This window comes from Mesorhizobium sp. FG116, assembly GCF_057809835.1.
This window is the reverse complement of the sequence record NZ_JBMDKS010000017.1, coordinates 20,613-33,748: the sequence shown is the minus strand read 5'-3', so window position 1 is coordinate 33,748 and position 13,136 is coordinate 20,613. Positions and strand designations below refer to the sequence as shown.

At 57.9% G+C, this 13,136-nt stretch carries 17 protein-coding genes, 1 tRNA gene and 1 pseudogene; 11 read left to right on the top strand and 8 right to left on the bottom strand.

The genetic code is table 11. From position 1 onward, the window contains the following. Entirely contained in the window at positions 1-804 is an 804-nt protein-coding gene (locus ACODTY_RS14395) for a hypothetical protein (RefSeq protein ID WP_488994937.1), read from the bottom strand. A gap of 376 nt (positions 805-1,180) precedes the next feature. On the opposite strand from ACODTY_RS14395, the gene ACODTY_RS14390 reads away from it, so the two are divergent. Next, the gene (locus ACODTY_RS14390) at positions 1,181-1,771 is read left to right on the top strand and encodes a hypothetical protein (RefSeq protein WP_488994936.1); all 591 of its coding nucleotides are present in this window, start codon (positions 1,181-1,183) and stop codon (positions 1,769-1,771) included. A gap of 1,090 nt (positions 1,772-2,861) precedes the next feature. Here ACODTY_RS14390 and ACODTY_RS14385 read toward each other — a convergent pair. Both ACODTY_RS14385 and ACODTY_RS14380 read right to left on the bottom strand, forming a co-directional pair. Then, a complete protein-coding gene (locus ACODTY_RS14385; protein ID WP_488994935.1) occupies positions 2,862-3,014 on the bottom strand; it encodes a hypothetical protein in 153 nt (50 codons plus the stop codon). 338 nt (positions 3,015-3,352) lie between these two features. Continuing rightward, positions 3,353-3,580, bottom strand: a complete 228-nt coding sequence (locus ACODTY_RS14380) for a helix-turn-helix transcriptional regulator (protein ID WP_488995012.1) — start codon at positions 3,578-3,580, stop codon at positions 3,353-3,355. Between the two features lie 107 nt (positions 3,581-3,687). Here ACODTY_RS14380 and ACODTY_RS14375 point away from each other — a divergent pair, with 107 nt between their 5' ends. The 8 genes and pseudogenes from ACODTY_RS14375 to ACODTY_RS14340 all read left to right on the top strand — a co-directional run. Further along, positions 3,688-3,966, top strand: coding sequence for a hypothetical protein (locus ACODTY_RS14375; protein ID WP_488994934.1), 279 nt, complete (start codon positions 3,688-3,690; stop codon positions 3,964-3,966). Further along, positions 3,966-4,154 carry a hypothetical protein gene (locus tag ACODTY_RS14370; RefSeq protein ID WP_488994933.1) on the top strand — a complete coding sequence of 63 codons (189 nt, stop codon included), beginning with the start codon at positions 3,966-3,968 and terminating at the stop codon, positions 4,152-4,154. The genes ACODTY_RS14375 and ACODTY_RS14370 overlap by 1 nt, the downstream gene beginning before the upstream one ends. After that, a complete protein-coding gene (locus ACODTY_RS14365; RefSeq protein WP_488994932.1) occupies positions 4,151-4,291 on the top strand; it encodes a hypothetical protein in 141 nt (46 codons plus the stop codon). Before ACODTY_RS14370 ends, ACODTY_RS14365 begins: the two co-directional genes overlap by 4 nt. A 6-nt stretch (positions 4,292-4,297) precedes the next feature. After that, a tRNA-OTHER gene (locus ACODTY_RS14360) sits at positions 4,298-4,376 on the top strand. Positions 4,377-4,583: 207 nt separating this feature from the next. Continuing rightward, positions 4,584-4,883, top strand: coding sequence for a hypothetical protein (locus tag ACODTY_RS14355; protein WP_488994931.1), 300 nt, complete (start codon positions 4,584-4,586; stop codon positions 4,881-4,883). A 205-nt stretch (positions 4,884-5,088) separates the two neighbouring features. Further along, positions 5,089-5,712 carry a hypothetical protein gene (locus tag ACODTY_RS14350; protein ID WP_488994930.1) on the top strand — a complete coding sequence of 208 codons (624 nt, stop codon included), beginning with the start codon at positions 5,089-5,091 and terminating at the stop codon, positions 5,710-5,712. A 241-nt stretch (positions 5,713-5,953) separates the two neighbouring features. Next, positions 5,954-7,168, top strand: a complete 1,215-nt coding sequence (locus tag ACODTY_RS14345; protein ID WP_488994929.1) for an integrase — start codon at positions 5,954-5,956, stop codon at positions 7,166-7,168. 68 nt (positions 7,169-7,236) lie between these two features. Continuing rightward, positions 7,237-7,548: pseudogene (locus ACODTY_RS14340) on the top strand (JAB domain-containing protein); the annotation flags it as partial. 75 nt (positions 7,549-7,623) lie between these two features. Here ACODTY_RS14340 and ACODTY_RS14335 read toward each other — a convergent pair. The 3 genes from ACODTY_RS14335 to ACODTY_RS14325 form a co-directional block, all read right to left on the bottom strand. Continuing rightward, positions 7,624-8,046, bottom strand: coding sequence for a DUF3291 domain-containing protein (locus ACODTY_RS14335; protein ID WP_488994928.1), 423 nt, complete (start codon positions 8,044-8,046; stop codon positions 7,624-7,626). Positions 8,047-8,248: 202 nt separating this feature from the next. Then, entirely contained in the window at positions 8,249-8,716 is a 468-nt protein-coding gene (locus ACODTY_RS14330) for a DUF2155 domain-containing protein (RefSeq protein WP_488994927.1), read from the bottom strand. 122 nt (positions 8,717-8,838) lie between these two features. After that, entirely contained in the window at positions 8,839-9,237 is a 399-nt protein-coding gene (locus tag ACODTY_RS14325) for an NADH:ubiquinone oxidoreductase subunit NDUFA12 (protein ID WP_488994926.1), read from the bottom strand. 178 nt (positions 9,238-9,415) lie between these two features. On the opposite strand from ACODTY_RS14325, the gene panB reads away from it, so the two are divergent. Both panB and panC read left to right on the top strand, forming a co-directional pair. Beyond that, positions 9,416-10,234, top strand: coding sequence for a 3-methyl-2-oxobutanoate hydroxymethyltransferase (panB, locus tag ACODTY_RS14320; protein ID WP_488995011.1), 819 nt, complete (start codon positions 9,416-9,418; stop codon positions 10,232-10,234). A gap of 2 nt (positions 10,235-10,236) precedes the next feature. Beyond that, positions 10,237-11,085 carry a pantoate--beta-alanine ligase gene (gene panC, locus ACODTY_RS14315; RefSeq protein WP_488994925.1) on the top strand — a complete coding sequence of 283 codons (849 nt, stop codon included), beginning with the start codon at positions 10,237-10,239 and terminating at the stop codon, positions 11,083-11,085. A gap of 3 nt (positions 11,086-11,088) precedes the next feature. On the opposite strand, the gene ACODTY_RS14310 is transcribed toward panC, so the two are convergent. Beyond that, positions 11,089-11,580, bottom strand: coding sequence for a GNAT family N-acetyltransferase (locus tag ACODTY_RS14310; protein WP_488994924.1), 492 nt, complete (start codon positions 11,578-11,580; stop codon positions 11,089-11,091). Further along, a complete protein-coding gene (gene gatB / locus ACODTY_RS14305) occupies positions 11,577-13,076 on the bottom strand; it encodes an Asp-tRNA(Asn)/Glu-tRNA(Gln) amidotransferase subunit GatB (RefSeq protein ID WP_488994923.1) in 1,500 nt (499 codons plus the stop codon). Before gatB ends, ACODTY_RS14310 begins: the two co-directional genes overlap by 4 nt. Positions 13,077-13,136 lie beyond the last annotated feature (60 nt).

Genomic DNA, 13,136 nt, shown 5'->3' with positions numbered 1-13,136 from the left:
CTAGGCTACACCAGACTTCTTTCGCTTTTGACGTTCGAAATACAGGGGACCGGGATCTTCCTGAGATCCGTATAGTGACAGAAGTCGCAAATTAACGTGGTGTTGATCCTGTATCCAATCATCTAAAGCTTCTAACTGCGCTTCAAACAATTTTGATATTTGCGTGCCGGTCAGTGTTGTTGCGGCCGGCACCTCTCCAGACCAAAGCAATATCTGATACATTTCGACCACATCAGACGCTATAGACGGCCCCAATACACCAATTCTGGCAGCGTTCGCTGCAAATATTCGCGGTTCTGATGATGACAAATAACTAGCAACACGCACTGGTTGGGACGGAACCGCATCCCCGATTTGCTGGTAAACTAGTTTCTGAATAGACAAAATAGGACGAGTATTGAAAAGACGCGTGGCCGCTGCGCTTAATTCACCACAAAGCGAGGCAGCAAGTGCCCTTTTCTCATGATTCCAGTCATCCAATTTATGTTGGTGCGCAATTCTCGACTGATCTTCACGAGACTCCCGATCCAGCCTTGCTTGGTTATCTTGTGATTTTACGATGTTCTTAAAGCCTTGACGCGTCTGCCAAGCGACTGCGCTGAAACCGAGAATTGCAGCAATCAACGTGGCACCACTTGGAGAGATGCCGTTTTGCAACGCATTCTCAAGAAGCTGGAAAACGGGGCGAATACTTAGAAAAATGCCAACTGCGAGAGCACTCAAACAGAGCCAAGGCTTTACCCAAGTCGGCATCGATTCCCCCATCAGAGCATCATTTCCCTCTTGCCCCTCGCTGTCCAGCACCCATTGACTCCCCAAGGAATATGTTCCTATTTTGTTCCATGGCACGAGCAAAACGACGCGATTCAATCTACACAATAACGCTTGAGCGCATCGAGCGGCAGGCCGGACTATTGCGTGGCGAGATTAGCGCCGCACAGGCGCAGCTAACGCCGTTTAAGGCGCATTATGATGCGCTCAGCGAGCTGCAGGATGCGTTGGTCGAGGCGCTGAACGCGCTGCACGATCGGCCGCGCGGGTGGAGGGATTTGAGGCGGTAGTTAGTCTTGCTTCAATCCCGAGGGTAAAGATTAAGGGGATATTTGCCGACGCAAGGGCCTAGCTTCTAGACTTCACTCTGACGCTGGCATTCTTAGGAATGCAAATATGGGGGGAGTCGATGAGCGCTATTCTGAGCGGTGTTTGGGCGGCTTATAGTGTTCAGTTCGTATCTTTCGGGCTGACCTTACTGGCCGCGCTTATATTCTGGGTAGTTCAAGGACGTGCCAAAGTGCGCTGGGGCATTCAGCATGGGTTTGCACATAAGGTACCAAATCGGGAACCCCAACAAAATGGCGGTCAGACAAATACGATGGTCTACACTTCGGCAATTCTCTTTACGAACGTCGGTAGGTTGGCGGCCAAAGGGGTTGAGGTAACTCTGAACTTCGAGCCAGACAGCTTATCATTGTGGCCCCAACGGCATTACACAAAGGATTCCAATCCTGACAACCGATTGATCGTCCGGTTCGACAATCTGGCGCCGAAAGAGACACTTACATTAAATTTACTGACCATCGGAACCGCAGTACCAAACGTGCTAAGCGTACGCGCGGAAAATGGGGTGCCAAAAGAAATAGAAATTGCGCCATCAAGAACCTTTAGCAAGCCTACTCAGGTCGCATTTATGATCTGGCTGATGTTGGGTGCTATTGCTGCCTTTTATATACTCATCAGCTTGGTAGCGTGGTTTGCACAACTGGGCGGATGATATGCGTTCTTAATCTTGCCGCTGAGTCGGTGGCTCGGCCCGCCCAAAGCTTGGAGGGAAGAGCAGGCCGAGCCTGTCGCCAAGGTAAGTTTAGCGGCGCCGAATATTACAGGATGCGATGGGTATGCGTGTATTACTCGGAGGGGCTAGACCGTTTAGGCGCATTAATGGATCGTAGTAATGCCGCTTGGTATGCTTCGAAGCTTCTCGGTCACCACTTGGGCTACCGCTCGTCGGGTGCGATCCTTTATATCGCCCCACCGGCCGAATGCGGCGTCACAATTCGAATTGGGACATGAGGCGATGGAATCGTCCGTGAATTTCTCTGGTAAGTCTACGCCAGTGGAGCCACATAAGGGGCACTCATACTGAACCTTTATGGTGCTCACGTTAGGCGCTTCCATTCACATTAACCCAGACCAAGCTGCGCTCAGCAGAGAGTTGGTTCTATTAGACTTTCGTGGGGTTGGCTCGGCCGCGTCTGCTTGGGGGAGTGCGACCGAGCCGTGCCGCGGACGGGTGAGGATTAGCGGCGACTAAATATACGCCTGTGGCGAAGAGTGCGCTAGAGTTATCAGTCAGCATTCATTGCCCTTGTAGCGAGCGGCGTTGGGCCAGAAGACAACTGCAGAATTCGCTATGGTCAAGCCGAATACCCCGGCCCTAATCCAATCATCACGATGCTCAACGCCACGAATAGGCGGAGCAAACGAAGCGCAGATCAGGGCCGGGGAAAAGGCCGGGCTAAGTGTAGCTCCGGCCTGGATGCCTCTTCCTGCCAGTACATCCGTGGTCAGGTGAAGCGTATGATCTCAATGTAGGTTCGAAATTAAATAATGCAAGCCAGGTAGCGGCCCGGTCTTTGGGACTTGGTGAGCGCGGGACAGGCAGTTTGCGAAACTAGGGTAAATTCACGTTACAAGCGGCTCCATCGCGTAGCGATTGTCGTATGTATGAACGAGCGCAAACCGCAGCTGAGGATCGCTGTCCCACTCCGATATTTGCGAGGCGCCAACGTCGACAAGAATTGTATTGTAGGGGTACTGGCCGGCCACTACCGGGCAACCCAAATCTTTATACCCTATAGTCCTCATGCCGCCATCCTCTCAATCTTCAGACGCATTTCGCGGAGTCTGGCAGTTTTTTCGTCACGTCGCCTGCGTTCTTCAGCAATGTGTTCACGAGCAATTCTATCTGCACGTTCATGTCTATTTTCTGGTTTTTCTAACCGCGCTTTCATCATGATTTCTATTCTCCATTCTACATTATGGAGATAGGTGTTTCTATTTTAAAATCAATGATTTCGCGGCTCAGTGTCGCAGATGGCGGTGTAGGGTTACAAAAAAGCTCAATCTTTTCTGTGTCGCACGCCACTGTGATCCATAAGTTCGATACCGGCTTCTTCCAAAGCTCTCACGATTTTGTCCTGAATGGCAGGCGTACCGGCTAGCTCTCCGTCGATGGCTTCGAGGCGCTTAAGAGTGGTGGGCGCCACACCGGCGCTTAATGCCAGAGTTTCCTGCGACCACCGCAGCAGCGCTCTGGCGGCCTTGATTTGGCGCGTTGTAGGCCGTCTTGAAGTCATCGTTTCAACCGCACGCCCGGCCCGTCGCCGTTGCTGGCAATGAAGATGACGCCGGCTTCGGATAGGGCACTTTCAATGGCGCGCAGCGTGGATGCCTTCGGGTCAGCGTTGCCCTTCTCGATGTTGTTCAACCCAGTCGTGGATATGCCAGATGCCTTCGCAAGGGCAGCTTGGGTCATGCCAAGCATTGCTCGGGCACCCTTGATTTGTTCTGGCGTTATCATGGGGCAAAAATAGCCTGAAATTGATTTTTTATCAACTGTGCTTGACATTCGTCGAAATTGAATTTATAACAACTCTACTTGATAATTATTCAAGAGGAGCAACACTAATGACCGCAATGGACCTTCGCACCGCCGCCCATGGCGTGCCGCGACATAAAATCGAGAGGGCGATCCAGAACCTTATTGACCTGCTCGACGCCACCGAACCGGATCCCGACGAGGAGCCAAGCTTGGGTTGGTGCAGCCCCGTCGAATACCGCGGTTTTACGGCAGGCGGTTCCGACGATCGCGAGGAATGCTGCGACTTCGAGCCAGACGTCGACACCGAGGAAAACACTGCGCCCCAGATGGATGACCGTGGATTGTATTTCGGGGAGATCAGATAATGAACGCGCACGTCAAACTTGAAGCGCCGGCCAAGCCGATCGACATCGAAAACGCCACCGCAGAACTTTGTTCGCTAGTCCTCGCCGCAAGTTACCTGCAGGGCGAATCCGACATGAGGGACGTTTGCGGATTCTTGCTGAACATCGCCAACGTGCGCGCCAGGGAGATCGTCGAAACGTGGCCATGACCAACATCGAACTCCACGCTCGCCGCAGACAGAACCGCCGGCAGATGCAGACCGCGACAGGCGAGATGCTTGAGCTTTGCCAGCGGCTCGAAGACGTGCTGGCGGCTTTGATTTTCAAGCTGACGCACCGCGCCTAAACTATTGCCCCTGTATCGGCCGGAGCTTCTACCTCCGAAACCGTAACTGGATCTGATGCCGGTTCGATCCCGGCCAGGGGCTCCATTGACAAGATGAAAAGAGTCGATCCATATGAAGGCCTCGCAGCCTTTCGAGGCCAGCTCAAATCCCTTCAATGGGATCTTCGCCGCTCGTAACCCTATGCGGCCTTTTCATCGACCTAAACGCGCCTAACTGGCGCACCCGACCGCTTGTCTTTCGGCAGGCATATTGAAACGTTCGGCTGCGTGCCGGCGAAGAGGAGTGATGTTTATGGACCAATATACTCTTGCGGAAGTTTTTCTAGGCCAGGCTGAGTGGAGGGAGCAGAAGGCTCGCGAATTTCCCGATGATACCCGCAATGCCGAAGCTGCGAAACACAATCGAAAGATGGCAGAGTCCGCCAAGACCGTTGATCAGTCGCTAATTACGGCGGCAGAAGAGCTTTGTGAAGATGCGCCGGACACTGAAGTATGGAACGAAATGTTACGTCAGGAAGGTTTCCATACCGAACACGAGGACGCTGAAAGCTTCCTTCGTGACTTCATAAGTCGGCGGTCTTCGGGCAGGTAAAGCCACCCAATCAACAACCACGAAGGCAGCCCCGTCGTCAGCAATGGCGGCGGGGCACTTGCAAAGGCCGCCGACGCTAGACATTCTGTGATCGCCCTTGACTTGGCAATCCGAGTCGACTGCTAAATGGGTCTTCACCAACAACTGAACTTGCCACCTGCCCTTTTGGCGGGGGCTTTCGTGCGCCCGAAAAGGGGGAGACAGCATGTATCCGAATCCGCCGATTTCTGACCCGGAATGGATCCACACCGCCAGACACGAGGCTGGCCATGCCCTTGCCAAGCTGCTTGCGAGCAGGGCCTTCTATCAGAATGACTATGCGTTCGATTCCATACGTATCCGCCCCAGCGCCCGAGGTCCGCACAAGGACCGGCGAGGCCGGCGCTGCGATTGCTTAGGCTGCGTTCAGGGCGCTGGATTCTACAATGCAACCGGCTTCCCGGAAGGGAATTTAATAACCGAGGAATACCGCCACGCTGCCATGTTACGGGCAGAATGGCAGATCGTTATAGACTTGGCTGGCCCTTTCGCAGCCGCCGCGTCTCTCGGCGTCACGTCGAAAAGAAGTATGCCAGCCACTGCACTCTTTAGCGGCGGATGCGACTCTGACTATGAGTGCGCTGACCGAGTGTTCAAAGAACTGAATACTATGGCGGGCCGCCGCACCAGCTGGAAAAACCTGGAATACCGCACACGAGACATTGTGCTTGAATACTGGCAAGCCATTCAAGCTCTCGCTGACGCGCTCATGGTCAAACATAGGGTTGGGTGTGAGAGTGCTGTGGCAATAATGCTGCCGTACTTGGGACAATCACGGATGGCCGCCTGATGCGCGCCGACAACGATAACAGCGCCCTTTACCTGTCAGAAGCGTGCATCGCACACCGGGTGCTTGGCAGTGGCGCAAAAGGCCGCTGGGAGGCCATTGCGGCCGTCTGGGAGCGCGAGGGCTTGCCACGCATCGACCCTATGACTGGCTGCAGGTATTGGCCTGCCGTCCGGTCATTTCTGGACAGGCGGCACGGTCTGAGCCAATCTGTCCTGCCTAGCACGGCCGATGGAGCAGAAAATTGGACCTAGCGTTTCCGGGCCTGAAGCGAAAAAAGAACAAGGACGGCACGGTCCGCGAATATTGGGAAGCGCGGGCCGACTTGGCCAAGCGCGGCTTTCGGCCGTCCAGCATCCGCCTGCACTACCCCGACACGCCAGATGGCCGGCAGGCACTGTCTGCCAAATGCCACATCATGCAGGCGGAAATGCTTGCATGGGCGGCGCGTGACGGAAACGTTGCGCCTGGATATGACGGCACGCTGACGAGCCTTTCGCGCGTGTTCCAGACCAATGAGGATTCGCCCTATAGGACGATGAAATGGAACAGCCGCGAGAACGTCACCAAGTGCCTTGTCATCATCGAGCGCACCGTTGGCTCCCGCCAGATCGGTAAGCTGTTAGGCCCTGACTTTAAGCGCTGGCACCGGCAGTGGGGCGAGCCGAAGGCTCCAGACGAGCCGGACTCCCCTCCCCGTCCGTGGCGCGCAAAGCATTGTATGGACTCGGTGCGGCAGCTAATCGGGTACGGTGTGACACTCGGCTATGACGATTGTTTCCGCGCCGACACTATCCTGTCGAAGATCCGATTCAAGACACCACCGGCCCGCAAATCCATCATGACGGCCGCGCACGTCGATGCCATCCGCACGACCGCTCATGCGGGAGGCTGGCCGTCGATCGCTCTGGCTACGGTGCTCCAATTCGAGCTTGCCATGCGCCAGAAGGATGTCATCGGCGAATGGGAACCGGCACGCGATACGAAGGGCGGCATCGTCCATAAGGACACGCGATGGACCAATGGCATGGTTTGGTCCGACATCGGCCCGGACATGGTGCTGCGGAAGGTCCACACAAAGACAGGCTTCGAAGTAGAGCACGATCTGAAACTGCATCCGATGGTCTTGGAAGAGATCGCTCGCGTGCCGCAGGAGAAACGGGTCGGCCCAATGATACTAGCGGAGTCGACAGGCGAGCCGTACAAGCATCGGAAGTTCACCGAACGCTGGCGGAAGATCGCCAACAAGGCCGGCGTGCCCAACACCGTCTGGAACATGGACGCGCGTGCCGGAGCCATCACAGAGGCCTACGACCTTGGCGCTGCAGAGACCGACGTCATGAAATCTGCCGGCCATAAGAACCGGCAGACTAGCGCTCGATACAACCGCGGCACGCTGGAGCAGACCAATCGCGTTGCAGAATTGCGCATGGCGAAACGGACGAAGAACAGACCATAGGGGACGCCTAAGGGACGTTTGGGGGACGCTTCCTCCAACTATTTGAAATCGCAATAGAAACAGGAGGCAGGAAACACATCCGCATCCTGTTCCTCGACAAGAAGAACGCCATCATCGCCGACGAGGTCCAGCAGACCGGAACGGTCGATCATACGCCGGTTTATCCGCGCGAAGTGATCCGGCGGGCGCTGGAACTGTCTGCAACGGCGATCATACTGGTTCACAACCATCCTTCTGGCGACCCGACGCCCTCGCGGGCCGACATCGACATGACCAAGGAAATCATCGAGAGCGGCAAGAGGCTGGGCATTGCCGTTCACGACCACATCATCATCGGCAAGAAGGGCCACGCATCGATGAAAGGGCTGTTGCTGATCTGAAGCGTTTCGCCAAAGGGTTGCCGATAGTTGAAAATCAACGTGTTCGTTGACGGCAGAAACGACCCTCAAAATCCGCTAAGTTTTCCAGCCATATCCGCATTCCGAAGGTCCATTCTGCTTGAGATGCTGCAGCCGCTCCCACGCTTCGAAGAAGCTCGGCCTGGCATCGTCTTCGACGTCCCAAACGACCAGTTGTGGCCCCTCGACGGGTTCAAACCATTCAGACGTTCGCTTCAGGTAAACGCCATGAAGCGATTTGAACGTATAGTCCTGGAGGTCGGCCACACTGCGCCAAAGAGAAACAGTCGCCGAAATGCGATTGTCGAAACCGGCCGTCTTGAGCTGCGCGGCGATCGTCTCGTCGGGAATCCTCCATAGAAAACCGGGATGGGTCTCTGCGAGCCGATAGACCTCTTGAAGGCTATCCAGAAACTCTTTCAATCGCGGATCGTCGGCAGGGTACTTCATCCTGCCCCAGTTCATTTGCGCAATTGCCATTGAACCGCTCCACCACAGCTGAAAAGTTCAATCATATCAAGGCGATGTAAACCGGTTATGGCGAAATGGTGAATGCGCCGGAATGTATTGTGAAACCTTGTTAAAGGTGAGCGAAACACAAGCCGCTCAGCTCAGGACGCGGTTAGAAGTGCGCTGACACAATCACCTTCAACCGAAGGCACGGAACCTATGCTGGAAGACCTCAGTTCGTCTTTGCGGCATCCGGGGCCGGCACGTCAGACTTCTGTTTGCAGCCTTTCAGCCACACGTCGTAGACGGCGTGTTCGACGGCGTTGAGGCCGGGGCTTTCGGCGAACATCCAGCCGGTGAAGATGCGCCGGATCTTGCGGTCGAGCGTGATCTCGTCCACCTCGACGAAGGAATCCGTCTTCGGCGCTTCGGCTTCCGGGCGCGAATAGCAGACACGCGGCGTCACCTGCAGCGCGCCGAACTGCACCGTCTCATTGATGTAGACGTCGAAACTGATGATGCGGCCGGTGATCTTGTCCAGCCCGGCAAACTCGGCCACAGGGTTCTTCACCCGCTCGACGGCGGCCTTCTCCTGTGGAGCAGCAGGGGCCTCCTGCGCAATTGCGGTGCCTGCCGTCATGGCAAGAACCGCAGCGGCGGCTGCGGCTGCGCCAGTCGAATATCGGCCGAAAATCCTCATGCAGAAATACCGAAGGTTGCGCCCGCGATGATTCGTCATCGCCAAAGCTAGTCGCCGTTGAAAGTCAGGCAACCAGCTAAATGCCAAATGTGGCAAGAAATGCCGTGATGACCGGCCGTTTGTCAGGAACCGGGCGTCCAGGCGTCATAATCGCCCGTCACCTGTGGACGATGCTGGACGCCGAGGATGGAACCCTTGGGGCGATAGGCCGCTGCACTGCCGGTGAGATTCGGCTGATGCGGCTTTTGCCATTCGCGCGGCTTGTAGCTCTCCGCGGTCGGCGCAACATCAACGCGATGATGCATCCAGCCGTGCCAGCCCGGCGGAATGGACGACGCCTCGGAGTAATTCTTGTAGATCACCCAGCGGCGGGTAAAGCCCTCAGACGTCTTGCCGCCTTCGTAATAGACGTTGCCGAACTCGTCCTCGCCCACCCGCTGGCCATGCCGCCAGGTGTGGAAGCGCGTGTTGAGGGTCTGGCTGTTCCACCAGGTGAAAAGCTGCAGAAGGAACGTCTTCATTCAAGTCCTCGCGGGGCGACTGCCTGCTGTGCTGCTTATGGCTGCAGGACCCGCCATTGGCAAGCATTTTGCGTATGCGCATATCATCGCAAGCGGCTTGCAATGCGCATTCGATGTTTCTAATGCTCCGCCAGCATTCAGGCTGCCCACCGACAGGGAGGCATAGTTGGCATCTGCCATGTCCGCCGACGCACGAGCATCGACCGACGCCATCAGGCGGCGCAAGGGTGGCGATCCGATCGTATGCCTCACCGCCTACACTTATCCCATCGCCAGCCTACTCGACCCGCATGTTGACCTTCTGCTTGTCGGCGACAGCGTCGCCATGGTGCTGCACGGCCACCAGACCACGCTCGGCGCGACGATGGACATGATGATCCTGCACGGCCAGGCGGTGATGCGCGGCGCGCGCAATGCCTGCGTCGTCGTCGATATGCCTGCGGGCAGCTACGAGGCCTCGCCCGCCCTGGCGCTCGCGTCGGCGCGGCGCATATTCGAGGAAACCGGCTGCCACGCCATCAAGCTGGAAGGCGGCACCGACGTTGCCGGCCAGATCGAAGCCATCGTTGCCGACGGCATCCCGGTCATGGCCCATATCGGCCTGCAGCCGCAGTCCGTGGTCAAGGACGGCGGCTACAAGATCAAGGGCGGCACCGAGGAAAGCATCAAGCGCCTGCTTGCGGACGCCGATGCGGTCGAAAAGGCCGGAGCGTTTTCCGTCGTCATCGAGGGAACGATGGAGCCGGTCGCAGCCGAAATCACGCGGCGGCTTACCATCCCCACCATCGGCATCGGCGCAAGCGCGCTGTGCGACGGGCAAGTGCTGGTGATCGACGACGCCATCGGGCTCACCGTCGACCGCGTGCCGAAATTCGTCAAGGAATATGCCGAGTTGCGCACCGAGGTCTCGCGGGCCGCGATGAGCTACGCCGCCGAGGTCAAGGCGCGGACATTCCCAAGCGCCGAACACGTCTTCAAGCCGAAGGACAAATCCTGACGATGCCGCAGCCCGCTATCGCCGAGACCGTCACCGATCTTCGCGCCACGGTGCGGGCCTGGAAACGCGAGGGGCTGAGCGTCGGCATGGTGCCGACGATGGGTGCGCTGCATGAGGGCCATGTGTCGCTGATGAAGCTGGCGCTCGAGAAGGCCGACCGCTGCATCGTTTCCATCTTCGTCAACCCGGCCCAGTTCGCACCGACCGAAGACCTCGACAAATATCCGCGCCAGCTTGCCAAGGACCTCGCCTGCCTTGCCGATGCCGGCGTGCATCTGGCCTTCACGCCATCCGCTGCCGAGATGTACCCGGCAGGCTTTGCCAGCAAGGTTTCCGTCGGCGGCCCTTCCGCCGGTCTGGAAACCGATTTCCGCCCGCATTTCTTCGACGGCGTCGCCACCGTCGTCACCAAGCTGTTCCTGCAAACCGCGCCGGATCTGGCCGTTTTCGGCGAAAAGGACTACCAGCAGCTTTGCGTTGTGCGCCAATTGTGCCGCGACCTCGACATCCCCGTCGAAATCATCGGCGCGCCCACGGTACGCGACGCGCATGGCCTCGCCATGTCGTCGCGCAACGCCTATCTCGATGAAGCCGGCCTCGCCGTCGCGCGGCAACTGAACAAGATCCTGCGTGGAACAGCGGCAGCCATCGCGAAGAATGGCGACGCCGACGGCGAAACGGTGCGGGCGCGGCGCGCGATACAACAGGCCGGCTTCGAGGGTGTCGATTACGTCGCGGCGCGTGATGCGCTCACCCTTGGTGAATGGCAGCCGGGGCGTGAAGGCCGTCTTCTCGCTGCCGGATGGCTCGGCAAGACGCGCCTCATCGACAATGTCGAGATACCGGCCTGAGGCTTAGCCAAGCGGCTTTTCCAGCGTGACGATGGTTGCCCCTGCCACTCTCGTCGCCGGCCGCCGCTGCACTTCCACGAAGCCGCCGGACCGGTAGAAATCCAGCGCCTTGCCGTTCTTTTCCTCGACTTCCAGCCGCATCAGCCGGCAATCCCAGAAAGACTCCTCCAGTTCGGCAAGCAGCATGCGACCGACGCCCTTGCCCTGCATGGAAGGGCGAACGTCAAGCTCCTCCACCTCGACCAAGCCGCTGTCGCTGTCCTTGATCGCCGCATAGGCCATGCCGGCCAGTTCGGAGCCCGTATCGGCAACGATGAACTCCGAGCGCGGCCGCCGCATCAACTGCTTCAGCCAGACGACAGAGTGCCAGCGCTCGGAAATCTCGTTGACGCCCTCTGCCCCGTAAAGCGGATCGTAGGTGGCGTGCCAGGTCTCGACCAGAAGCGCCCTCACCGCTTCGAGGTCACGCTCGCTTGCCGTGCGGATAAACATCACTCGATGCCGAGCTTGGCCTTCACCAGGTCGTTGACCGCCTGCGGGTTCGCCTTGCCGCCGGTCGCCTTCATAACCTGGCCGACAAACCAGCCGGCCATGGTCGGCTTGGCCTTGGCCTGCTCGACCTTGTCCGGATTGGCGGCGATCACCTCGTCCACCGCCTTTTCGATGGCGCCGGTGTCGGTCACCTGCTTCATGCCGCGGCTTTCCACCAGTTCGCGCGGGTCGCCGCCCTCGTTCCAGACGATCTCGAACAGGTCCTTGGCGATCTTGCCGGAAATGGTGCCTTCCTTGATGAGGTCCAGTATGCCGCCAAGCTGGTCGGGCGAAACCGGAGTCTCCTCAATGTCTTTGCCGTTTTTGTTCAACGCGCCCAGCAAGTCGTTGATGACCCAGTTGGCGGCCGATTTGCCGTCGCGGCCGACCGCCACCTTCTCGAAATAGTCGGCAATCGCCTTTTCCGACACGAGGATCGAGGCATCGTAGGCCGACAGGCCGAGCTTCTCCACCAGCCGCGTTTTCTTGTCGTCTGGCAGTTCCGGCAGGTACTTGGCGAGGTCGTCGACATAGGCCTGGTCGAACTCGAGCGGCAGAAGGTCTGGATCGGGGAAGTAGCGGTAGTCGTGCGCCTCTTCCTTGGAGCGCATCGAGCGCGTCTCGCCCTTCACGGCGTCGAACAACCGCGTTTCCTGATCGATCGTGCCGCCGTCTTCCAGAATGGCGATCTGGCGGCGTGCCTCGTAGTCGATGGCCTGGCCGATGAAGCGGATCGAGTTGACGTTCTTGATCTCGCAGCGCGTGCCGAATTCACCGCCCGGCTTGCGCACCGACACGTTGACATCGGCGCGCATCGAGCCTTCGTCCATATTGCCGTCGCAAGTGCCGAGATAGCGCACGATGGTGCGCAGCTTGGTGACATAGGCCTTGGCCTCGTCGGCGGAACGCATGTCGGGCTTCGACACGATTTCCATCAGCGCCACGCCGGAACGGTTCAGATCGACATAGGACATGGTCGGATGCTGGTCGTGCATCGACTTGCCGGCGTCCTGTTCCAGATGCAGGCGCTCGACGCCCACTTCGATGTCCTCGAACTCGCCCTTCTTGTCCGGGCCGACCGAGATGGTGACGGTGCCTTCGCCGACGATCGGCTGCTTGAACTGCGAAATCTGGTAGCCCTGCGGCAAGTCCGGATAAAAGTAGTTCTTACGGTCGAAAACCGATTTGTGGTTGATCTGCGCCTTCAGGCCGAGGCCAGTGCGGATTGCCTGGCGCACGCATTCCTCGTTGATCACCGGCAGCATGCCCGGCATCGCCGCATCCACCAGCGACACGTTTGCATTGGGAGCTGCGCCGAAAGATGTCGAAGCGCCGGAGAACAGCTTCGCCTCGGACGTCACTTGCGCGTGCACTTCCAGGCCGATGATGACTTCCCAATCTCCGGTCGCACCGGGGATCAGGCGCTTGGCGTCAGGCGTGCGGGTATCGATGATGGTCATGAGGGCCTATAGACGATATGGAATTCACATAAGAATGTGAGCTTCACGCAGGATGTGATT

What these genes read in the sequence shown, in the direction of transcription:
- ACODTY_RS14390 (WP_488994936.1), top strand. Translation starts at nt 1,181, where the DNA reads ATGAGCGCTATTCTGAGCGGTGTTTGGGCGGCTTATAGTGTTCAGTTC.
- ACODTY_RS14375 (WP_488994934.1), top strand. Translation starts at nt 3,688, where the DNA reads ATGACCGCAATGGACCTTCGCACCGCCGCCCATGGCGTGCCGCGACAT.
- ACODTY_RS14370 (WP_488994933.1), top strand. Translation starts at nt 3,966, where the DNA reads ATGAACGCGCACGTCAAACTTGAAGCGCCGGCCAAGCCGATCGACATC.
- ACODTY_RS14325 (WP_488994926.1), bottom strand. Translation starts at nt 9,237, where the DNA reads ATGAAGACGTTCCTTCTGCAGCTTTTCACCTGGTGGAACAGCCAGACC.
- ACODTY_RS14380 (WP_488995012.1), bottom strand. Translation starts at nt 3,580, where the DNA reads ATGATAACGCCAGAACAAATCAAGGGTGCCCGAGCAATGCTTGGCATG.
- ACODTY_RS14355 (WP_488994931.1), top strand. Translation starts at nt 4,584, where the DNA reads ATGGACCAATATACTCTTGCGGAAGTTTTTCTAGGCCAGGCTGAGTGG.
- ACODTY_RS14365 (WP_488994932.1), top strand. Translation starts at nt 4,151, where the DNA reads ATGACCAACATCGAACTCCACGCTCGCCGCAGACAGAACCGCCGGCAG.
- ACODTY_RS14385 (WP_488994935.1), bottom strand. Translation starts at nt 3,014, where the DNA reads ATGATGAAAGCGCGGTTAGAAAAACCAGAAAATAGACATGAACGTGCA.
- ACODTY_RS14335 (WP_488994928.1), bottom strand. Translation starts at nt 8,046, where the DNA reads ATGGCAATTGCGCAAATGAACTGGGGCAGGATGAAGTACCCTGCCGAC.
- panC (WP_488994925.1), top strand. Translation starts at nt 10,237, where the DNA reads ATGCCGCAGCCCGCTATCGCCGAGACCGTCACCGATCTTCGCGCCACG.
- panB (WP_488995011.1), top strand. Translation starts at nt 9,416, where the DNA reads ATGTCCGCCGACGCACGAGCATCGACCGACGCCATCAGGCGGCGCAAG.
- gatB (WP_488994923.1), bottom strand. Translation starts at nt 13,076, where the DNA reads ATGACCATCATCGATACCCGCACGCCTGACGCCAAGCGCCTGATCCCC.
- ACODTY_RS14330 (WP_488994927.1), bottom strand. Translation starts at nt 8,716, where the DNA reads ATGAGGATTTTCGGCCGATATTCGACTGGCGCAGCCGCAGCCGCCGCT.
- ACODTY_RS14350 (WP_488994930.1), top strand. Translation starts at nt 5,089, where the DNA reads ATGTATCCGAATCCGCCGATTTCTGACCCGGAATGGATCCACACCGCC.